Source organism: Kyrpidia spormannii (assembly GCF_002804065.1).
Classification (GTDB): Bacteria; Bacillota; Bacilli; order Kyrpidiales; family Kyrpidiaceae; genus Kyrpidia; species Kyrpidia spormannii.
The window spans coordinates 3,174,211-3,195,302 of record NZ_CP024955.1 but is presented as its reverse complement, the minus strand read 5'-3'; the positions used below and the strand labels follow the sequence as shown (position 1 = coordinate 3,195,302).

17 protein-coding genes are annotated in these 21,092 nt (G+C 63.7%); 15 read left to right on the top strand and 2 right to left on the bottom strand.

Going from position 1 to position 21,092, the window contains the following annotated elements; all coding sequences use genetic code 11:
• Nucleotides 1–183: 183 nt before the first annotated feature.
• The 15 genes from CVV65_RS15660 (at nt 184) to CVV65_RS15590 (ending at nt 20,502) form a co-directional block, all read left to right on the top strand.
• Nucleotides 184–1,686 carry an efflux RND transporter periplasmic adaptor subunit gene (locus tag CVV65_RS15660; protein WP_100668937.1) on the top strand — a complete coding sequence of 501 codons (1,503 nt, stop codon included), beginning with the start codon at nt 184–186 and terminating at the stop codon, nt 1,684–1,686.
• Entirely contained in the window at nt 1,683–4,859 is a 3,177-nt protein-coding gene (locus tag CVV65_RS15655) for an efflux RND transporter permease subunit (protein ID WP_100668936.1), read from the top strand. Before CVV65_RS15660 ends, CVV65_RS15655 begins: the two co-directional genes overlap by 4 nt.
• Nucleotides 4,856–4,984 (top strand): hypothetical protein, encoded by a 129-nt coding sequence (locus tag CVV65_RS17325; RefSeq protein WP_269148829.1) that lies wholly within the window; start codon nt 4,856–4,858, stop codon nt 4,982–4,984. Before CVV65_RS15655 ends, CVV65_RS17325 begins: the two co-directional genes overlap by 4 nt.
• A gap of 28 nt (nt 4,985–5,012) precedes the next feature.
• Entirely contained in the window at nt 5,013–5,522 is a 510-nt protein-coding gene (locus tag CVV65_RS15650; protein WP_100668935.1) for a tetratricopeptide repeat protein, read from the top strand.
• A gap of 116 nt (nt 5,523–5,638) precedes the next feature.
• Complete coding sequence (locus CVV65_RS15645) at nt 5,639–7,276, top strand: O-antigen ligase family protein (RefSeq protein WP_100668934.1); 1,638 nt, start codon at nt 5,639–5,641, stop codon at nt 7,274–7,276.
• Nucleotides 7,273–8,700, top strand: a complete 1,428-nt coding sequence (locus CVV65_RS15640; protein WP_100668933.1) for a Wzz/FepE/Etk N-terminal domain-containing protein — start codon at nt 7,273–7,275, stop codon at nt 8,698–8,700. Before CVV65_RS15645 ends, CVV65_RS15640 begins: the two co-directional genes overlap by 4 nt.
• Nucleotides 8,697–10,133 (top strand): glycosyltransferase family 39 protein, encoded by a 1,437-nt coding sequence (locus tag CVV65_RS15635; protein WP_100668932.1) that lies wholly within the window; start codon nt 8,697–8,699, stop codon nt 10,131–10,133. Before CVV65_RS15640 ends, CVV65_RS15635 begins: the two co-directional genes overlap by 4 nt.
• Nucleotides 10,134–10,149: 16 nt before the next feature.
• Nucleotides 10,150–11,511, top strand: a complete 1,362-nt coding sequence (locus tag CVV65_RS15630; protein WP_100668931.1) for an FAD-binding oxidoreductase — start codon at nt 10,150–10,152, stop codon at nt 11,509–11,511.
• Complete coding sequence (locus CVV65_RS15625; protein ID WP_100668930.1) at nt 11,508–12,260, top strand: SDR family oxidoreductase; 753 nt, start codon at nt 11,508–11,510, stop codon at nt 12,258–12,260. Before CVV65_RS15630 ends, CVV65_RS15625 begins: the two co-directional genes overlap by 4 nt.
• Nucleotides 12,261–12,345: 85 nt before the next feature.
• Nucleotides 12,346–12,780, top strand: a complete 435-nt coding sequence (locus CVV65_RS15620) for a DMT family transporter (protein WP_100668929.1) — start codon at nt 12,346–12,348, stop codon at nt 12,778–12,780.
• Nucleotides 12,781–12,879: 99 nt separating this feature from the next.
• Nucleotides 12,880–13,809 (top strand): RpnC/YadD family protein, encoded by a 930-nt coding sequence (locus CVV65_RS15615; RefSeq protein ID WP_100668928.1) that lies wholly within the window; start codon nt 12,880–12,882, stop codon nt 13,807–13,809.
• 356 nt (nt 13,810–14,165) lie between these two features.
• On the top strand, nt 14,166–15,689 hold the full coding sequence (locus tag CVV65_RS15610; protein WP_133121333.1) for a GGDEF domain-containing protein: 1,524 nt from the start codon (nt 14,166–14,168) through the stop codon (nt 15,687–15,689).
• 128 nt (nt 15,690–15,817) lie between these two features.
• Complete coding sequence (locus tag CVV65_RS15605; RefSeq protein WP_100668926.1) at nt 15,818–16,075, top strand: hypothetical protein; 258 nt, start codon at nt 15,818–15,820, stop codon at nt 16,073–16,075.
• 479 nt (nt 16,076–16,554) lie between these two features.
• On the top strand, nt 16,555–17,547 hold the full coding sequence (locus tag CVV65_RS15595; protein ID WP_100668925.1) for an acrylyl-CoA reductase family protein: 993 nt from the start codon (nt 16,555–16,557) through the stop codon (nt 17,545–17,547).
• 252 nt (nt 17,548–17,799) lie between these two features.
• Entirely contained in the window at nt 17,800–20,502 is a 2,703-nt protein-coding gene (locus CVV65_RS15590; protein ID WP_100668924.1) for an S-layer homology domain-containing protein, read from the top strand.
• On the opposite strand, the gene CVV65_RS15585 is transcribed toward CVV65_RS15590, so the two are convergent.
• Together CVV65_RS15585 and CVV65_RS15580 are read right to left on the bottom strand one after the other, a co-directional pair.
• Nucleotides 20,499–20,693 (bottom strand): nucleotidyltransferase substrate binding protein, encoded by a 195-nt coding sequence (locus CVV65_RS15585; protein WP_232796655.1) that lies wholly within the window; start codon nt 20,691–20,693, stop codon nt 20,499–20,501. The two genes, CVV65_RS15590 and CVV65_RS15585, sit on opposite strands and share 4 nt — an antisense overlap.
• Nucleotides 20,648–20,977: a nucleotidyltransferase family protein gene (locus CVV65_RS15580; RefSeq protein WP_100668923.1), complete on the bottom strand. Its 330-nt coding sequence runs from the start codon at nt 20,975–20,977 to the stop codon at nt 20,648–20,650. The genes CVV65_RS15585 and CVV65_RS15580 overlap by 46 nt, the downstream gene beginning before the upstream one ends.
• Nucleotides 20,978–21,092 lie beyond the last annotated feature (115 nt).

Sequence of the window (21,092 nt, the reverse complement as noted above, 5' to 3'; positions counted from 1 at the left end):
TCGCCCGCCTCGTCACGGAGGCGGCGCGGGGGTGCGGCGCCGCCGGCCTCTTGATCGGGTCGGGAGCGGAGCCCGGACCTTCGCCGGGCACCCGTTCGGGGCCGCGGGCGGCGCATCTCCGCTCGTGCATCGTCAGAGGTACGCCAATTCCGGGAAGAAAACCGTCCTCGAGGGAGGAGAATAATGAGACCACACCGCCTCGCACTCACGCTGGTTGCGGCCCTTGTCCTGGGCGCGCCCCTCGCGGGGTGCGCTGGGGGCAAGCCTGCCGCCACGCGCCAAGCTAAACCGATCCCCGTCGAAACTACAGTGGTCCGGATGGGGGATGTCGGGGGGAGCCTCACCCTGACCGGACAGGTCCAGGCGACCGCAGTGACCAAAGTGGCGCCAAAGCTATCCGGGAAAGTCGCCGCAGTCCTGGTGAAGGCCGGAGACGCGGTGGCCGCCGGACAAGCCCTGGCCAGGATCGACACCAGCGATCTGGAGCATCAGATTGCCCAACAGCAGGCGGCGCTCCAGGTCGCCGAGGCCCAACTGAACAAGGCCCGCTCGGATGCCCAAAACGGGTACACCCAGGCGAACTCTGCCTTGACCCAGGCCAAAGTGGCCCTGGATGATGCAAAGACTAATTATGAGCGCACGAAAAATCTGTTTGATGCCGGCGCGGCCTCCCAGCAGCAGCTCGATGCCGCATCGGTGACTCTGCAGACCAAACAGGCGGCGTATGACGCGGCGCTCCAACAGGTGCAGACCGCGGCTCCGGGGGGCAATCCGCTCAACCAGGATGGGATTAAAGTGGCCCAGGCCCAGGTGAATCAGGCCCAGACGGCCCTTGCCACCCTGCAGAGCCAGTTGGCCGAGGCCACGGTCACCTCGCCTGTTGCCGGGGTGGTGGCCTCCCGGGACGTAGAGCCCGGGGAGTTTGCCGGCCCGCAGTCGTCGGTGGTCACCATCGCACAGATCAATCCGGCCAAAGTAACGATCCAGGTGCCGGAGAACCGGATCAACGATCTCAAGGCCGGGATGTCCGTCAAGGTGCAGGTCCCGGCGGCGGGGATGGATGCGTCGGGCACCCTGTCGAGGATCGATCCGGTGGAGGATAATACCACAAAATCCTACGGCGCCGAGGTGGAGATCCCGAACGGGGACGGACGGCTCAAGCCCGGGATGGTGGCCCAGGTTACGATCGACGGGCTGACCCCGGCCCGGGGGCTGGTTATCCCGGCTTCGGCCATGGTGGAGACGCCGGATGGCCCGAAGGTCTTCACCGTGGAGAATAACACGGCCCACCAGCATTTGATCCAGGTCGGTGCGGTGGACAGCCAGCACGTCCAGGTCCTGAAAGGCCTCAAAGAAGGGGATGTGCTGGTCATCTCCGGCCAGGACCTGCTCGGCGAGGGCGCCGCGGTGACCATTGTGCAACCGGGTTCGGGCGGCGCCTCGGGCGGCAACGGGAGTCCCGGTGCGAGAACTCCGGGCGCCGCCGCAAACGGCGGGGTGAACAATTCTGGCGGCGCGGGCAGCCCGGTCAAGGGCGGCCACGCGCCCGGCGGGCCGGGTGCGTCTTCGCGCGGATCATCGGCCGGTGGCGCGACGTCGGCTGTCATGGGCGCCTCCTCCTCGGCATCCTGGGACGGGTGGGCCTCATGGGATCAAAGCAATCGGGCGCGAGGTAACCTGTCATGAAGATCGCGGATTTTTCGGTAGAACGTCCGGTCACGATCTCCATGATCATGGTGGTGCTGATCCTGCTCGGAAGCATCGCCTTGCCGCTGTTGCGGGTGGATCTCTACCCCACCCTCAGCATTCCGGTGGCGGTGGTGACGACGACCTGGAACGGAGCGTCCCCGGAAGAGATGGAGCAGCAGGTGAGTAAGCCCATCGAGGCCGCCATGGCGACGGTGCAGGGGGTCAGTGAGGTCGATTCCAGCTCCCGACAGGGCGGATCCTTGGTCGTGGTGCATTTCAACTATGGCGTCAATCTCGACCAGGCCATGCTCAACATGCGTGACAAACTGGATCGGGTGCGAAAGGCTTTGCCCGACGGGGCGGACACGCCCCAGGTGATGCGGCTGGACCCGAACAGCATGCCGATCTTGAGCATTGCAATGTCCGGCCCGATGGACCCTGTCGAGTTGCAGCGGTTGGCGTCGGATGTGGTGGAGCCCCGGCTGTCCCGGGTGAACGGGGTGGCTTCGGCCACGGTGAGCGGGGGGCGGCAGCGGCAGATCCAGGTGGTCCTGGATCCGGCCAAAATGCAGGCTTACGGGATCTCGATCAATCAGGTGCTTCAGGCCATTCAGGGGGACAATACGTCGGCGGATGCCGGAGTGGTGGACCAGGGCACCCGGCGGGTCACGGTGCGAGTGATCGGGGATTTTCAATCGGTCCAGGATCTTGGGGATGTGCCCATCCATCTCTCCGGGTCGCCGTCCGGCGCCGCTGGCCCGGGCTCTGCCGGGGACGTTCCCGGGGTTCCGGTCCTGCACCTGCGGGACATCGCCGACATCCAGGATACCTTCGCCGAGGTCACTCAGTCGGCCAGACTCGACGGGCAGCAGAGTGTGAGCATCGATGTGTACAAAGTGTCGGACGGCAACACCGTCCAGGTGTCGGACAACGTCCGGAAGGAGCTCGACACTTTGCAAAAGCTTTTGCCGCCGACGGTAAAACTCAGTGTCATTTCTGACCAGGCGACGTTTATCAAACAATCCATCGATACCGTTGTCAACCACACCCTGCTCGGGGCCCTGTTTTCGGTGGTGGTGCTCTATCTGTTTTTGCGCCGGGTGCGCACCACGCTGGTCATCGCCGTGGTGATCCCCATCTCGGTGATCAGCACCTTTTCGTTGCTCTATTTTAGCGGACAGACCATCAATGTGATCACTCTTGGGGGTCTGGCCTTGGGACTGGGGTCCCTCGTGGACTTCGCCGTGGTGGTGCTGGAAAGTATCTTCCGCCACCGGAGCGAGGGTGCCGGCCCCAAGGAAGCGGCGAAGGTGGGGACGGCGGAGGTGGGCACCGCCGTCATGGCATCGGCCCTGTCGCAGATTGCGGTGTTTTTGCCCATCGCTTTCACCCAGGGGTTGGCCCAGCAGTTGTTCGGCCCCCTTGCCCTGACGGTGAGCTTCTCCCATATCGCCGCATTGTTCGGCGCCCTTACGCTGGTGCCCATGCTGGCGGCGCGGTGGATTCCCGAGATGAACGAGGAGGAGGAACTTCGCCGGGCGGCCCGGTGGAACCCGGTGGCGGCCTTCGGCCGGGGGATTCAGACCCTGAATCGGGGGTACGGGCACCTGCTCCGCTGGGCGCTGGGACATCGCAAAACGGTGATTGCCGCGACCCTGGCACTCTTTGTGGCGAGTGTCGCCATGGTGCCCTTGATCGGATTCGAGCTGACGCCCACCGTGGACAACGGGCAGTTTCGGGTTTCCATTGAAACGGGCACGGGCACCAATCTGCAAACGACGGATCGGGTGGCGACCCAGGTCGAAACCGTTCTCCACAGGATTCCGGAGGTCGATCGGGTGTTCACCCAGCTCGGCGGCGGGGGGCAGATGGGCTTTGGCGCCGCCGCTTCCACCGACCGGGCGAACCTGCAGGTGGAACTCAAGCCTCTGGCCGAGCGGCACCGGTCCACCGAACAGGTGATGGAGCAACTCCGCCAGGAGGTGTCCCGCATTCCCGGCGCAAGAATCACCGTGAGCGCCGGGGCCGGGCCCCAGATTGGGGCGGGGGGCGCCCCCATTCAGGTTCAGATCTCCGGACCGGATGTCGCGGTGTTACAACAACTGAGCGATGAGGTGCAAAAAGCGCTTTCCGCGGTGCCGGGCCTGCGGAATATCCAGAGCTCTCTGGACCGCCAGGTGCCGCAATTCCAAATCCTGGTCGACCGGCAGCGGGCGGCCCAGTACGGGCTGTCGGTGGGGAGCATTGTCTCCGCGGTGAGGACGGCGTCGGCGGGGAATGTGGCCACACAGTACCGGGCAGCGGATGCGTCCATCGACGTGCTGGTGAAATACCCGGACTCCTTCACCCGGCAGTATTCGAACCTCAGCCAGATCATGATCGCAACTCCCACCGGGGGCCAGGTGGCCCTGGGGGACGTGGCGAAGATCGTGCCGGGGGTGGGGCCGGCGACCATCACCCGGGTCAACCAGAACCGGACGGTCACCGTATCAGCGGAGTTGTTCAACGTGCCCCTGGGGAACGCCCAGCAGGCGGTGACGGCAAAGCTGCAGGAACTTCCGCTGCCCGACGGTTATACGGTGCAGCTCGGCGGCCAGGCCAATGACCTGAACGACTCGTTCCGGAGTCTCGGGTTGGCGATGCCTCTGGCCATCGTGTTCGTCTACATGGTCATGGCGAGTCAGTTCGAGTCCCTGTTCAGTCCCTTTATCATCATGTTCTCCCTGCCCCCGACTTTCATCGGGGCGGCTTTGGGGCTGGTGGTGACCCACCGGGCGCTGAGCATTGATGCGCTGACCGGCATGATCATGGTGATCGGGATCGTGGTGAACAACGCCATCGTGCTGGTGGACTATATCAACCAGTTACGCAAGCGGGGGTTGGCGCGCAACGACGCCATTGAGCAGGCGGGCCCGATCCGGCTGCGCCCGATCCTGATGACCACCGCCACCACGGTGTTGGCCATGCTGCCGTTGGTGATCGGATACGGCGAAGGGGCAGAGGCCCAGGCGCCCATGGCCACGGTGGTGGCCTTCGGGCTCACGGTGTCGACGCTGGTGACCCTGGTGCTGGTGCCTGTGGTGTACACCCTCTTTGACGATTTCGGCCACTGGATCCGGCGCCGGTTGGGGCGGGTTTTCGGCCGCCGGAAGCGGGAGGCCGAGGCGTGAGCCTTGGCGATGAAGCGGTTGTCGCCGGTCCGCGGGGACGGGCGGCGGCCGCTTTGTTGCTTCGGGGTGCCGCATGGGGCCGACCGGGCCCATCCACCCTTTACGGAGCTGGGAAAGTTCAATAGAATCGGTGGTGGATGAGGGGGGTGGGGGATGGCGGCGATAACCGGAGCGGTGAGAAATGCCGTGGTGTACGTGCTGGCCGCGGCGGCTGTGGTGGGGCTGTTGATCGGGTACAATATCGCCTCGGACCAGAACAAACAATTTCTCAAGACATTCCAGGCGTTTCAACAGTCCCAGACCCTGATGCAACAGCAGCAGTACGCCCAGGCGGAACCGCTGCTGAAGAAAGTGGTCGAGGCCCAGCCGCACAGCTTCATGGCGTTGTGGAACTATGGAATTTGCCAATTCGGACTGAAAAACTACGACTTGGCGGATCAATACTTCACCAAGGCGAGGGAGCAGCGGCCCTTTTTGCTGAACGACCAACTGTACGTGACCCAGTATGGAGAACTGCTGTACGCCAAAGGGGATCTCGCCCGGGCGAAGGAGTATCTGGAGCGCAGCGTGTCGCTGAACGGCGGCACCGATCTGGCGAAGGAAGCGAAGTCGTGGCTGGACAAGATCCAGGCGAAAGAAGCCCAGGCCCGGGCCAAGCCATAGAGGGCGGGGATCGGGCCCGGCCTTGGATAAGTCGACACGCGGGGACGTCAAGGGGCACGGCGTCGCGAGTACCCCGCATCAGCCGGAACGCGGATCGGGAAGAGGTGAAAAAGCGGGTGAGTCGTGCACTTCTCCGGTCGGTCCACTTGGAAACCCAACAAAAGGTGGACCGATGGGTTGCGGGAATTTTGATCGTTTTTGTGGCGCTGGCGCCTATTATCATGCGGGTGAAAGCGTTTCTGTTCATCAGCCCGGTGCTGTATCCCGGGGCGATGGGCACCGGCGGCAAGGGGGATGTGTTCAACTATTATAAATACGTCTTTCTGCTGGTTGTGACGGTGGTTGTGGCGGCCTTCTTTCTCTACAAAATGACCAAAGGGCGCTACGAGATCCGCCCGGGGTACATAAATCCGCCACTGGCCGTCGCCTTTGTGCTTTTCTTGGCTTCAGGCCTGGCCGCACCGTATATGTTCCTGGCCCTGGGGGGCGATCCCAGCCGATTTGAAGGGACTTTGACCTACCTGTGTTATTTTGCCCTTTTCCTCATTGCGGCGAATACGGAGTACACCGACCGGCGGGTGGAGCTGCTCATGTACGGTCTGGCGGTTCCGGTGGTGGTGAACGTCCTCATTTCGCTGATGTATTTTTATGGACACGACATGTTCCAAATCCCTTGGTTCCGGGCGTTGATCGTGCCGCCGGGGCCGGGGTCCGAACACACGACGGGGTATCTGGTCACCTCCCTGGCCAACCCGAACTATCTCAGCGGGTTTGCGGCGGTGACCACCGCCCTGTTTTGGGCCCGGGCGATGTGGGACGGCGGCCGGTGGTCCCGGTGGGTTGTCGACGTGGTGCTGGCGGTGATTTCTTTTGCCGCCGTTCTTGCCTCCACCTCCACCAGCGGATTCGCGACCTTGGTGGGCATCCTCGTGGTGTTGGCGGTGGCGGGCTTGCGGCTGCGCCCCCGGCGGGGGTGGCTAGGCTTTGCCGTGCCCCTGGTGGCTTTCGTTGGGGTGTTTGCCGTCATGAGTCCGCACAACCCGGCGGTGTGGGAGAACACCATCGGGACTTTTGTGAATCTCGGCGGATTGGAGCAGCGGGGGGCGCCGGGCGCCTCGGGTCTTTTAGAGGCGGGTTATCCACGGGCGGTGGCGGCGGAACAGGGGGCATCTCCGATGAAGGCGGGGTCCGCCCAGGCAGCCGGAGGTGAGGCGGCCGCGGGCCAGCCGGCCGGGGGGCCGAAGCCCAATGCTCCGGATGGTATCTACCTGCCTCCCGCCGAGACCGGAGCCGGGAGCGGACGGCTGTACATCTGGAAGTGGGCGGTGTCGATGATCGCCGACTCCCCTTGGCTGGGACACGGCATGGATACCTTCATGTTTTATTTTCCCCAGGACGATCCGGCCAAGAACAGCAATTTGCACGATTATAACATTATCGTGGACAAGCCCCACAACATGTATCTGGCCTGGGCTTTCGGGGCGGGGGTGCCGGCCCTTGTGGCGCTGCTCGCGTTGTTTGCGCTGCACGCCTGGCGCATGGTGGCCACGCTTTGGCGGCGGATCCTGCCCGGGCAGGCGGTGCGGTTGTTGGTGCCACTTTTCGCGGCCTGGGTGGCCTGGCTGGTGCAGGGTCTTGTCAACGACTCGGTGATCGGGCTTTCGGGGGTGGTGTGGGTCCTGTTCGGGGCGGCTGTGTCGATCCTCTTCCGGTACCGGCCGCGGACGGAGCCCGTCAAGGGGGGTAAACGGTGAACGAGCAGCAGATGGAGGATGTGGTGGATCTGAGGGATCTGCTGAGGGCACTGGGCCGGCAGATCCCGCTGATTGCCCTGGTAACGGCTGTGGTCGCCGTTCTGGGAGCCTGGGTGAGTTTTCGGGGGCAGCCGGCCCCCGCGCCTACATACACGGCCACGGCGGCGATCTACGTGCAGGTGACGCCCGGGGCGGCCGGCGGATCCGGGCCGGGCGGGCCCGGGGTGGCTGCGGGGTCGGCGGCGGACGCCGCCCAGGCGGTGGATGCGGTGCTGGGCAGTGATTTGGCCCTCATGCAGAGCCAGGCGTTTCAACAGGCGGTGGCCCGGGCGTACGCCGACGGGACGGCGGGCTCGGGAGGTGCGGGGGCTGCGCCTGGGGGTGTCGTCGGCGCCGGGGCGCTTCCGGACGGGGCGTCTTTGTCGGTGGCCCGGTCCGGCCACCTGTTCTCGATCACGGCGAAGGACCGCTCTGCAGAGGGGGCGACGACCCTGGCCGGGGCGGCCATTGATGTGCTCGGGGAGATGATGAAGCGCATTCCCCAGCCCCAGAGTTTGAGTGTGGTGAGTGCGCCGGTGGCTGTCGAACAGGCCCCTGCCGCAGTGTCCCACTCCTTGGCAAAGGTGACCGTGGCGGTGGTGCTCGGGCTGATCCTCGGGGCCGGGGCGGCGCTGGTCCGGGAGTACACGACTCCCATGGTGCGCACGGTCCCGGAGGTGGAGCGGCACTTGGGGGCGCGGGTGTTGTCCGCGGTCCGGCGGCCGGCGCCGGCGGTGGATGGCGCCGGCGCCTCCGGGGATGGGACCGCCGACGGGGCGCACCCGGGGTCCATCTACCGGGCGCTTCGGGTCAATGTGGCTTTTGCAGCCGGGGACCGTGTGCCCCGGGTGCTGGCGGTGGCGGGTTGTGTGCCCGGCGCTGACAGCCGGGTGACGGCGGCATCCCTGGCCCGGGTCGAGGCGGAAGCCGGCCGGAGGACGTTGTTTATCGATTGGACCGGATCCGGGGGGATGCCGGCGAACTGGCAGTCGAAAGTGCAGCCCACCGGCGTGGAGGGACTTGAGAGGCTCTGTGTGGGCGCCGGGGAGGAAAAGGGCGGCCCCGGGGTCGATGAGCAGATTGCTGCTTTAGTGGATGAGGCCCGGCGGGTTTACGATCAGGTGGTGATCGGAGGACCGGCTTTGCTGGGCACGGTGGAGGGGCGGATTTTCTGTCACGTGGCCGACGGGGTGCTGGTGGTTCTGAGCGGGGGGCAGGTCCGGAAGGAAGCGGTGGAAGAGGCGGCCCGGCTGCTCGACCTGGCCCGGGCCAGGGTGCTGGGCGCCGTGCTCTGGGATGCCGACGGGCCGGCTCGGGGCCGTTTGTTCGCCCGGGCGCGTGCAGTGGCGATGCCGGGCTGGCTGGAGCGCCCAGGCGTGAGATGAGGCTCCGGGCGGCGGGCGGGGTGCCCGGCCCGGGGCGCGGCGGAAGGCCTTGGCTCGCGGCGATCCTCCTGTTCGGGATCGCCCTGCGCCTGGGGTGGATCTGGGCGGTGAACACCCAGCCCATCTCGGATTTTTTGCATTATCACGATTTGGCCATGTCGCTGCTCCATCAGGGGCGCTATGAGATGCCCGAGGGGCTGGATTACATCAAAATGGACACGCCCTATGTGAAGACGGGGGTGCATTATCCCACAGCTTTCCGGCCGCCGGGTTACCCCTTTTTCCTCACGGCGGTTTATGCGGTTTATCCGTCGGTCCTGGCGGCGAAGCTGGCCAATGTGGCCCTGGACGGCCTGTGGATCTGGGCGGTGTACACCCTGGCGGCGGCGGCCGGAGGAAAGAGGGCCGGGCTTCTTGCGGCCGGAGTTGCCGCAGTGTTCCCCACCTCCGTGGCGTACAGCAGCGTGCTCGGGACCGAGACCCTGTCGGCGGCTCTGGTGACGGTGATCGCCGCTCTGCACGTTCGGGGTTTTGACCGGAGGCCGGCCGGGATGGCGGCCCTCGGCGCCCTGATGGGGGGGCTCGCCCTGGTCAAACCGTATTTTGCGGTGATGCCGGCGTTGTACGGGGCACTGCACTACCTGCGGGCCCGGGAGGAGAGGGGAGCGCCGGTGACGGCGCTTCGACACCCAGGGGCAGGGCCGCGGGGGTGGCTCAGGCCATGGACGGTGGGGACTGCCTGGCGGCGGGCGATCCTGGCGCTGGTGGTCAGCGGCGCGGCGGCGGCGGCAGTCGTCGCCCCGTGGACGGTCCGGAACGCCCTGGTGTTTCACCGGTTCATCCCCATCTCCACCAACGGAGATTTTGTCCTGTACATCAACAACAATGACGCCAACCGGGGCTGGTACCTGGATCCGCTGCAGGTGCCGAATTCGATTTTTAAGACCGATCGGGTTTTGGGGCCGGACGGGGTGTACGACGAGGCGGTGGCAATGGCCAGGGCCAAAGAGGAAGGGATGGCCTGGATCCGGGCGCATCCGCTGGGGTTTATCCGTCTGGGGATCGACCGGCTGAGTGTGAGTTATTTTAACCTCGCCGGGGATGTGGCGGACTGGTCGGTGGCTCCGGCCGAGCTGCGGATCGACCGGCGATGGGTGGAGCCGCTGTTGCAGGGGGCCCGGGCCGCGGCCCTGGTGGTGATCGGTGGCGGCTGGGTGTACGTGTTGGCGATGGGGCTGCGAAGGATCGCGGGGCTTCGGCTCGGGGCGGCGCATCGCGTGAATGTGCTCATGATTGCCTTCGTGACCGCCGTGATTTTCGCGTCCGAGGGGCAGCCGAGGTACCTGTTTCCGATCTATGGGTTTTGGATCGCCGGGGTGGCGTTTGTGGCGCATCGCGCGGCTTCTGATAAAACAGCCGAGGACCGGGGCTAGAACGGGAGGGCTTTGCGTGGAAGTTTCACTGTCGGGCTGGGGAAGGTACCCTGTGCAGCGGTGTCGGGTGTACCGTCCGGAATCCCTGCGGGCGCTGAAAGAGGTGGTGGTCTCCGGGGAGGAGAGGAGCGTCCTCGCCCGGGGGCTCGGGCGGGCGTACGGCGACGCGGCGCTGAACGAGGGGGCCGGGGTGATCCTGCAGACGAGGCGCAACCGGTTTCTCAACTTTGATGAGGCGGCGGGGGTGCTTCGGTGCGAGGCCGGGGTGTCTCTTGCGGAGATCCTCGATGTGTTTGTGCCCCGTGGGTATTTTTTGCCGGTGACGCCGGGCACCAAATTTGTCACCCTCGGCGGGGCGATCGCTTCGGACGTCCATGGGAAAAATCACCACAAGGACGGGTCGATTTCGAATTTTATCCTGGATTTCGATCTGCTCACGGCGGACGGAGAGATCGTTCGCTGCACCCCCCGGGAGAACGCCGACCTGTTCTGGGCCACGGTGGGGGGAATGGGGCTGACCGGGGTGATTCTTCGGGCATCGCTGCGGCTGGTGCCGATTTCCTCGTCATACCTGCGGGTGGATTATTTTAAGGCGAGAAATATTGATGAGGCCTTTGAGGTGTTCGAGGCGACGGATGAGCAGTACCAGTACTCGGTGGCATGGATTGACTGTTTGGCGGGCGGGCGGTCCCTGGGCCGGTCCGTGCTGATGCGGGGGAATCACGTACCGGCCGAGGCACTGCCGGAGAAGCTGAGGGGGGAGCCCCTGGCGACCGGGAAAAAGGGAAAGCTCGTCGTGCCTTTTGATTTTCCGTCGGTGACACTGAACTACGCATCGATTCGGGCGTTTAACGCGCTGTATTACCGGGTGTCGAAGGGGACCCCCGGGGTGGTGGTCCACTACGATCCTTTCTTTTATCCTCTGGATTCGGTGCTGCACTGGAACCGGCTGTACGGCAGGCGGGGGTTTTTGCAGTATCAGGTGGTGTTCCCCTTTGAGACGAGTCGGGAAGGGTTAATTGCCCTCCTGGAACGCCTGGCCAAGGACCGCCGGTCGTCCTTTTTGGCCGTGTTAAAACGCTTTGGGGCGGAAGGGCCGGGGCTGTTGTCTTTCCCCCGCCCGGGGTATACCCTGGCCCTGGACATCCCATTCCGGGACGCGGGTTTATTCGGTTTTTTGCGGGAGATGGACGAGTGGGTGCTGAGAATGGGCGGGCGGGTGTATTTGACGAAGGACGCGGAGTTGGCGCCGGAGATTTTTGAAGCGATGTATCCCAGGCTGGGGCAGTTTCGGGAGATCAAGGGGCGGATCGATCCGGAAAACCGGTTCTCATCCTCCCTGGCCCGGAGGTTGCGTGTGGTGGAGGGAGTCCAATGAAGACGGCGGTGGTGCTGGGGGCGACGTCGGGAATCGCCCGGGCCCTGGCCGGGGAGTTGGCCCGGGAGGGGTACGGGTTGATCTTGGCGGGAAGAGATCTGGAGGAGTTGGAGGCTCTGGCGGCGGACCTGGGGGTCCGGTACGGCACCCTGGCCCGGGCGCGGCGGTTTGACGCCCTGGATGAGAAGAGCCACCCGGCTTTTGTTGAGGAGTGCCTGGAAGAGGCGGTACGGGAGTTTGGCGGGGAGTTGGAAGGGGTGGTGCTGGCCTACGGGTACCTCGGGGACCAGAAGCGGGCCGAGCGGGATTTTGAAGAAGCGCGGCGGATCGTGGAGACGAATTTTGTCTCGTGCGTGTCAGTCCTCCACCCGTTTGCGGCACATATGGAACAGCGCGGGCGGGGTTGGCTGTGCGTGTTTTCGTCGGTGGCCGGGGACCGGGGGCGCCAGAGCAACTACATGTACGGGGCGGCGAAGGGGGGCTTGTCCTTGTTTCTGCAGGGGCTGAGGAACCGCTTGGCGAGGTCCGGGGTGCGGGTGCTGACGGTGAAGCCCGGGTTCGTGGATACGGCGATGACCTTCGGGAAGGAAGGGATGATGTTGGTGGCGAGCCCCGAAGCGGTGGCCCGGGGGGTGATGAAGGCGCTCAAGAAAGGGCGGGATGTGGTGTATGTGCCCGGATTCTGGCGCTGGATCATGGCCGGGGTGCGGGCGGTGCCCGAGCGGGTGTTTAAGAAGATGTCGCTGTAGTTCGGGCTGGGAGGGTCGGCGGTGACAGCGACCGGGATTTTGGGGCCGCCGGTGCCGATAAGGGTTGTGGGCTGGGGGGTTACGGATGAAATGGCTCGCTTTGGGACTGGGGATTGTGTTTAATGCCCTGGCCAATGTGTTGATGAAGGCGGCGGCGCAGCACGGCGGTGTCCTGGGCGGCGCTTCGGGGATGTCCGGGGCGTTCCCGGGTCTGGGGCAAGCCGCCGGGGGCGGGGCTGCGAGCCCCTTGGGATCCGGCGGGCTGGTGGGCGCGGTGCTTTCCCTGGTGACGAATGTGTATCTTCTGGCGGGGATCGTCAGTTTTGTGCTGGCCCTCGGAGCCTACACTTTTGCGTTGACGCGGTTTCAGCTGAGTGTGGCGTATCCGATGATGACGAGCCTGGGGCTGGTGCTTGTCGCCCTGGCGTCCATGGCGGTCTTTCGGGAGCCATTCACCTGGGCGAAGACGGTGGGGACGCTGCTGATCTTGGCCGGGGTGATCTTCGTGGCCCGCGGTTGAGGGGGGACGGGGGCGAGGCCTCGTCCTGAAGTGCGTCCCGGCGATGGGATTGCGCAGCAACTGTTCTACCCGGTAAAATAAAAGATAGCGAGGTGAAACATGGACATTGCGCGAAATTCAAACGACATTGTGGCGCGCCATTTGGCGGGGGCTGTTCCTCACGAAGTTCTGGAAGTGATCGGCATTCGCAATGCCTATGTCACCCGGGTCCTTGCGGCGGATTTGCCTCGGGTTGAAGTGTGGCAAGATTTTGCCGATATCCTGTTGGAATTGGAAGATGGGCGGTTGTTGCACCTGGAGTTCCAAACCACCAGAGAACCGAATCTGTACCGGTTTTTGCACTATGATGCGGCGATTGCGGAGAAATACCGGCGCAAGGTTCGAACTGTGGTGTTGTACACTGCAGATATTCCGTATGCGATGGAGGAGTTAGACGCCGGGACGATCCAATACCGTGTCGAGAATGTCTACCTGAACCGCATGGATGGCGATGGCGCTCTTGACACGATCATCCGCCATCTGGCGGTTGATGAGTGGTCGGAAACCGACCGGGTGCGGCTGGCTTTTACTTTTCATATGCGTTTTGAGAAGCGGACCCGGGATGAGGCTTTTTCGGAGATTGTGGGACTGATTCAACAGCTGCCGGATCGCCGTGAGCAGAATTATATCGCGGCCTTGATCCTCGGGTTTAGCGGTCGGGTTCTCACCAGTGAGCAAAAAGAGCGGCTCAAGGAGGTGTTGGGGATGACGGATTTGTTAAGAGAACTGTTGCACGACATGGAACAGGAAGTGCGGGAGAAGGCTCTAAAAGAAGGGCTAGAACAAGGGCTGCAACAAGGGCTAGAACAAGGGCTGCAACAAGGGCTGCAACAAGGGTTGCAACAAGGGTTGCAGCAAGGGGTGCACCAAGGGCTGAAGCAGGTTGCGGAGCGGATGCTCCGGAACGGCGCTGCGCTGGAATACGTGGTTAAAATGACGGGGTTGCCGAAATCCGAAGTGGAAGAAATTCAGCGAAATCTCACCTCCTAATTCGTGCTCGACATTTATCGTCGATCCTATGTGCAGCTCCGGGGCCTTGGGCATGGTCTGAGCCGATCCCCCGGGTTATTGTTTTCTCCAGTTTTTCACTTGTGCAAAGAAAAACTCCTCGGAAATTGTCCGTTCTTCCCTTTTGTTTGGCCGTAGAAATGGTTTATAATGCTTGAGATGGACTCGATGGTGCGCTGTCTGTGGCGTGCGGCCGCCCCAGGTGGATCCGCCCGCCGGAACACGATCCCCGAAACGACAAAGATCTCATCTATCCGATGCAGCCTATACACCGCTACGTACGCCAAAGGGGCCGCGAAACTACCATTTGTGGGTGAACAGGCTTGGAGACACGCGGATTGGGAACCCGTGAATCGCATCACGGGGATGACATGGAAAAACTGGCCAGGGTGTTGCAAGGGATGATCGGGTTTGGAAATTCCAGGGTCCGGCTGCAATACATGGTCGATCAAATGGCCGCGTTGCTCGGGGTGGCACTGGTTGGGATTTGGATGGAAGAGAAGACGGACCTCATTCCGGTGGCCGTGGGGGGGCGGGCGGCGGATTACGGCCGGGCCTTGGTGTTCAGCACCCGGGAAGATGTCCCCGGGGGCCAGGGGCCCAGCGGCCGGGCGTTCCGGGAGCGGCGCACGGTGTTGTATGATCCTCTCCGGGAGTCGGACCGGCACTGGCGGGAACTGCGCGAGCGCCACGTGCTGGGGACATCCCTGGCCGTGCCTCTCGTCTACGAACATCAAGTGTTCGGAGTCATCGGCCTTTACGTGACCCGGGGAAAATCCATCCAGCCCCGCATGCGCCACATGATGGAGATCCTCGCCCCGGTCCTCAGCATGATGATCAAAGACCAGCGGGACCGGATGCTCCTCGAAGAGCGGTCAAAGGGCTTGTCCACGCTGATTTCCGCCATTCAAGTTCTGGGGCGGGTGCAGTCCGAGGAGGAATTGATGATAGAGTTTGGGGATATCGCGATTCAAGTCCTCGGCGCCAATGGCGGCTATATCATCCTGTACGACAAGGAGGAACGCCCTTCTCTCAAAATGTTCGGTCTTCTCACGGGCTACGAGGAGGAGTTGGGGCCGCTGTTGATGCGACTGATACGGATGAACCCGCCCCGGGGGGACTGGCTGTCGGAGCCCTTTAGTTATCGAAAGCGCCGGGGACGGTACCGGGACATCCTGGAGCAACTGCAATTCCGCAGCGGGATCTCCGGGCAGTTGAGAGTGGACGGACAACTGGCCGGGGTCTTCACCCTCTGGAGCTACGAACCTGATTTTTTCAATAATAAGCAATATGTGCTGCGCGCTCTGGCCGAGGAGGTCTCCACAGCCCTGGAGCTGCTCCGGGTGCGCCGCCGGCTTATCGCCGGGGCGCAAACCGACCCCCTGACAGGCCTGGCCAACCGGACGGGCCTTCAGGAACGGCTCGACGAGCTGGTAGCAGAAGGCCGGCGGTACACCTGGCCCTTTCTGTTTGTCTTGCTCGACTTGGATCATTTTAAACAGATCAACGATACCCAGGGTCACCCAGAGGGCGATCGGCTGCTTCGGGTGGTGGCCGACCATCTGCGCCGGGCGGTCCGTCCCTTCGATGTTGCCTCGCGCCTTGGGGGGGACGAGTTCGCCCTGCTCTTGGCCCGTTGCAGTCCTCAGACCGAGGGGATTCAAAAGCGGTTGGCGGCCCTGCTCGGGGAGTTGTCCCGGGCTTTTGAGGGTCTGGGTGTGAGCGCCGGGGTGGCGGCCTTTCCCGACGATGGGGATGAATTCCGGGAGCTTTATCGGGCTGCAGACCAGCGGTTGTATGAAGCAAAACGCCGGGGCCGGGGGCAGATCGCCTGGCCGGACGAGGTTTTCCAGCCATTGTGAGGCCTCACCCGGCTCCTCGGGGATGAGGCCGGGCACGTTTTGCCCCTATCGCCCGATTGGCCGCGTCTTGGATTCGTGCATTCGTGCTATAATAATATTCAACCACACATTTCATGAGGTGATCGCCGGTGCCCACGATCAAGACCGTCGGCAACAATGGCCAAATCTCCCTCGGCAAAGAGTATGCGGGTAGGACCGTTCTGGTGGATGAGGTGGAACCCGGTGTTTGGATCATCAAGGTCGGACAATTCATTCCCGACAGTGAACGGTGGCTAATAGACAAGAAAGTTCAAAAGGATCTGGACGATGCTATCGAATGGGCCAAGAACCATCCCCCCGCGGAGACTTCCCTAGACGACTTGGAGAAAAGATTGCGCGATGAGTGACGCATGGATTCGTCTGGACTTGAACAACCCGGTTTTCCAGCGTTCATGGTTTGGTCTCCCCAAACGGGAGCAATGGGCCGTTCTTGGAACGTTGCGGAAACTGTCCGATATGACATGGGACCAAGCCTATCGAGATCATTCATACCCGCACTGGTCCGAACGGAGAACGGCTATACAGTTTTCGCATGGGAAAAGGATTCCGCGCCGTGGCGTACCGGGATGGATACTGGCTGCGCGTGTTGTCCCTCCACCCGGACCACGATTCTGCCTATCGTTAATGGCCTTGTCCAAACATTGGACAACGGAGCGTCCGCCCTGGCCGGTCTCAGTTCGATTCCGTGACGGCCCGGGCTGTCTCTAACGTCAGTCGCCCTTGTTTCCCAGGCCAACTGAATACGCCAGGGCCGTGACCGGCGAGACTGTGCGCTGAACTTATGATAGAATTCAGGCAGAGTGACCCCGCAGGGAGGAGAGATTGCATGGCGGAACGGTTTCGGGCATGGGTGGCGGATCAACAAGATGAATCTATTGCGCTGAATTTGGTGGAACGGGGTTGGGACGACCTGCCGCCGGGGGAGGTCACCGTTCGGGTGGCGTACTCCAGCGTCAATTACAAGGACGGGTTGGCGGTGATACCCACCGGACGGGTGGCCCGGAAGTATCCCCTGGTCCCTGGGATCGATCTGGCGGGAACGGTGGAGACCTCGACCGATAGGCGTTTTCGCGAAGGCGACGAGGTGGTCGTGACCGGCTATGATCTCGGGGTGTCCCACGACGGCGGGTTTGGTGAATACGCCCGTGTTCCGGCGGATTGGGTGGTGCCCCTGCCCACGGGCTTAAGCGTGAAAGAAGCGATGGTACTCGGGACCGCGGGGTTTACGGCGGGCCTCTCGGTGTATCGCCTGGAGCGATACGGACTTACGCCGGAACGGGGCCCGGTGCTGGTTACCGGGGCGTCGGGCGGCGTGGGCAGCGTGGCGGTGGCGATTCTCACCAAGCTGGGCTACACCGTGGCGGCCAGCACCGGGAAGGCGGAGGCCGAGGCGTATCTCCGGAGCATCGGGGCTTCCGAGGTGCTGAGCCGGGACGAGGTGTCGGCGGAGAGCCGCAAGGCGCTGGAGAAGGAGCGCTGGGCCGGGGCTGTGGATCCGGTGGGCGGCCGCACCCTGGCGTATCTGCTGCGCACGATGAAATACGGGGGAGCGGTGGCCTTGAGCGGGCTGACCGGCGGGTCGGCTTTGGAGACCACAGTGTTTCCTTTTATTCTTCGCGGGGTGAGCCTGCTCGGGATCGATTCGGCTTATTGCCCGATGGAGGAGCGCCGGGAGGTGTGGGAGCGGCTGGCAGGTCCGTGGAAGCCGGCGGGGCTGGCGGACATCGGGCAGGAGATCGCCATGGAAGACGTCCCGGCGACGTTGGAGGCGATTTTAAAAGGGAAAGTGAAGGGACGCACGGTGATTCGGATGGGGTGATTCCCCGGGACCAACGGGAATTTTCCATAATCCCCAAAATGCGGGCTGTAGACCGGCTAAGACAGGTGCCGGGGCTGCAGCCCGTTTTGTTTGTCCAAGGCGGCGGCGAAAGGCCGCGGACGGCCCCATGGGTGGAGGTGAAGGATTTTTCGTGGGAAGAGGGGGGTGATATAGTGGAACCTGGGCAAGTTCTGCCGCGAGGTTTGCAGATTCGGTACATAGGTAGAGAGATGGAGAGAGGAGAAACGGAAGATGGGGAAACTCGGACGGCGCTGGTTCGCGGGGGCGGCCGCGGTGTCGGCGCTGGTGATGGTGCCGGGGATCGTCCAGGCGGCGTGGCCGCAACCGACGGGCTGGCCGACGATTTTGTCGCAATCGGTGGATCCGGAGGTGGGGATCGCCCGGGGTGTGAAACTCCAAGATGCGGCGCTCTCTACGGACGCCGGGCCGCTGCGGATTCACCGGATCGAGGTGGATCTGACGGCTCCGCAGCTGCGGGTCCAGGCGGTGGCGGCGGGGGATAAGATCTTTGCCGGGCGGGGCGAGACGGTGAGTTCCATGGCGAATCGCACCGGGGCCGTGGCGGGGATCAACGGGGACTATTACGACATCGGCCAGACCTATGGTCCACTGAATATTCTGGTAGCGAATGGGCAACTGTACCGGAGTCCCATCGGCTGGGCGGCGCTGGCCATCGATGGGCAGAATCGGGCGTCCATCGTGCGGTTCCAGTGGAGTGGGCAAGTCATGGTGCTGCCGGGCGGGGACAATTCCGAAGCTTGGCAAAAGAGCGGGCAGAAGACTGAGGCCCCATCAGGGCAGAGCCAACCGTTGGCAGCGTTCAACAGTTTTCTGGGGGACCAGGGGATTTACCTATACGATGATAAATTCGGCTACTCTTTTCCGGCTCCCAATCCTGCCGCCCGCCGGGTGGCGGTGTATTTGACAAAAACGGCCGATCCGACGGTCTATACGGTGAGTTCAGTGGTGGAGGATTCGGCCGTTCCCCCTGTGCCGCCCGGACAAGCGGTGCTCATCGGGCATGAGCAGTGGGGGGATTGGTTGAAAGGGAACATGGCCCCAGGGGAAAAGATCCAGGTGGGATTGTACACGTCGCCGGATTGGCGGAGTTACCAGACGGTGATCGGCGGCGGGCCGATCTTGCTGAAGGGCGGGCAGGCCTATGCCGATCCCCAGGCGCCGAATCCCGGGGACAGTGGACGCAATCCCATCATTGCGGTGGGTTTGTCGGCGGACGGGCGCCGGATGGCCATGGTGGCGGTGGATGGCCGGCAGCCCGGGCGGAGTGTTGGGCTCACCCGGGCGGAGATGGCGTCGTATCTCCAGACGCTGGGCTACACGGATGCCATTGGGTTCGATTCGGGTGGATCGGTGGACATGGTGGCCCGCCTGCCGGGAAGCAGCGGGGTGTCTGTGGTGAATTCGCCGAGTGACGGGCATGAGCGTCCGGTGGCGGATGGGCTTTTCGTGTATAGTTCGCTGCCTCCGGAGCCGCCGGCGCCGCCAGAGCCGCCGCAGCCACCGGCGCCGCCGAGTGGGCAACAGCCGGGTGGCGGGGGTGGCCAGCCCGGGCAGCAACCGGGGAGTGGGCAACCGGGTCAGCAATCCGGGCAACAACCGGGCACCGGACAACCTGGACAGCCAGGCCAGCAACCCGGACAGAATCCTCATCCCTCTACGGGCACCCAGCCCGGGGGTGGCGGCTCAGTGACGTTGCCGGACGCGGGATCCCTGATTGCCGGCCGGCCCCTCGTGTGGCAGGAGACGGTGGCCGAGAGCCGGTCGGGGGATCGCCTCTCCGTTCAAGTCCTGGATGAAACCGCCGACCGGGTGCGCAGTGCCGATGCGGGGGTGTCGACCTTTGTCCTGCCTGTCCAGACGGACGCCCCGGCGGTGGATGTTCACATCCCGGTGGGGGTGTGGCAAGCGTTGGCAGATAAGACGGGTGACTCAGGGGTTGTCGTCCTTCAAATTCCTCTCGGGGCGTATCAGGTGCCGGTAAAGGCCGTGAAACCGGATTCGGGTGACAAAGAAATCTTGATCTCTGTGGCCCGGCCGGACGGAAGTGTGCCGGTTCAGGGGCTGGCGGATCAGACAGGCGGCACACCGGTCGCAGATGCCGTCGACTTTTCCGTCCGAGAAGTCCGCGCAGACGGCACCGCTGTGCCGGTGAGCGCCGGGAAGGCATATTTTCGGGCTCTGATCCCGCTCGGGCAAAATGCCGGAGGGTCGCAGGAGATGGGGGTGTTCACGTATGACGTCGCCCGCCGCGTCTGGGCACCGGTTCCTGCGCGGTTCGTGACCACAGGCCAAGGGCAGGCGGCCCTTGTGGCTCAGGTTTCGCCCGGGACTTATGTGGCCGTGCACGATCCCAAATCCTTTGTCGATATGAAGGGACACTGGGCGGAGGACCAGGTGGCGCGGCTGGCTGCCGCGGGCGTGATCGGCGGCGTGGATGGGCAGCATTTTGCGCCGGATCGGCCGGTGACCCGGGGGCAGTTTGCGGTGTTGTTGGTCCGGGCCTTGGGACTGGAGACGGTGCAAGCGAGACCGGCGGATTTTGCCGACGTGTCGGCCGACGCCTGGAACCGGCACGAAATCGATGTGGTGGCCCAGGAGGGGCTGATGTCCGGGGTGGGGGGCGGGCGGTTTGCTCCCGATGATCCCATGACCCGGGAGCAAATGATCGCGGTGCTCACCCGGGCGATGCGTCAGGTGAAAGGGGAGCTACCGTCCCCGGATACCACTGTGCTCACTCGTTTTTCCGATGGCGGCGAGGTGAGCAACTGGGCCCAGGGCGACGTGGCGGTGGCGGTTCAGACCGGAGTCGTGGTCGGGTCGGACGGGAAGCTGGAGCCCGGAAAGGTTTCGTCCCGGGCCGAGGCTGCCGCGATGCTGGGCAAAATGTTGAGGTTTGTGCAGTTGAGTGATTAACCGCGGGGCGGCATCCCTTCCACTACTGCCAAAAAGAGTTGCGCGGCCTTCCACGCGGCTTCAAAAGTGTACTCGAAACGCTGGATGGCCGCATCCCGAACAATAGGCGAATCCCCAGGCTCCGACAGGACGGTCTCTAATGAGTTCAGCGCCCGGAGGGCGGTTTTGAGGCGATTTCTGAGTCGCTCCACTGGATTCCCTCCTTCAGTACGCGTTGCACAAAAGCTGGATCCACCCGGGTGAGGTCCACCACGTCCACTCGGCGTGGGACGGTGGATTCTTCGAATCGCTCCCGGAGGGAAGCGATCCATTCCCGAGACAGCGGCCGGGAACTCCACAGCCCGATATCGATGTCCGAGGACCGCCGCTCCTCTCCCCTGGCCCAAGAGCCAAAAAGATACACGCGGACGTCTGTCCCGCGGACATGCTCGAGAGCGATGCGCCTGACTGTTTCCAGCAAGGCTGTTCGGTCCATCTGCCCGCCCCCTTCGTCCATCTTTGTGGAAAATTCTATCCTGCGACGGCTTGTTCCGCAAGGGCCGGTTGACGGCGGATGTACGATCGACGGGAGCGGGGCAGCCCGCGGGTAT

Coding starts and splice junctions, on each gene's coding strand:
- CVV65_RS15660 (WP_100668937.1), top strand. CDS start 184: ATGAGACCACACCGCCTCGCACTCACGCTGGTTGCGGCCCTTGTCCTG.
- CVV65_RS15655 (WP_100668936.1), top strand. CDS start 1,683: ATGAAGATCGCGGATTTTTCGGTAGAACGTCCGGTCACGATCTCCATG.
- CVV65_RS15650 (WP_100668935.1), top strand. CDS start 5,013: ATGGCGGCGATAACCGGAGCGGTGAGAAATGCCGTGGTGTACGTGCTG.
- CVV65_RS15635 (WP_100668932.1), top strand. CDS start 8,697: ATGAGGCTCCGGGCGGCGGGCGGGGTGCCCGGCCCGGGGCGCGGCGGA.
- CVV65_RS15625 (WP_100668930.1), top strand. CDS start 11,508: ATGAAGACGGCGGTGGTGCTGGGGGCGACGTCGGGAATCGCCCGGGCC.
- CVV65_RS15620 (WP_100668929.1), top strand. CDS start 12,346: ATGAAATGGCTCGCTTTGGGACTGGGGATTGTGTTTAATGCCCTGGCC.
- CVV65_RS15615 (WP_100668928.1), top strand. CDS start 12,880: ATGGACATTGCGCGAAATTCAAACGACATTGTGGCGCGCCATTTGGCG.
- CVV65_RS15595 (WP_100668925.1), top strand. CDS start 16,555: ATGGCGGAACGGTTTCGGGCATGGGTGGCGGATCAACAAGATGAATCT.
- CVV65_RS15590 (WP_100668924.1), top strand. CDS start 17,800: ATGGGGAAACTCGGACGGCGCTGGTTCGCGGGGGCGGCCGCGGTGTCG.
- CVV65_RS15580 (WP_100668923.1), bottom strand. CDS start 20,977: ATGGACCGAACAGCCTTGCTGGAAACAGTCAGGCGCATCGCTCTCGAG.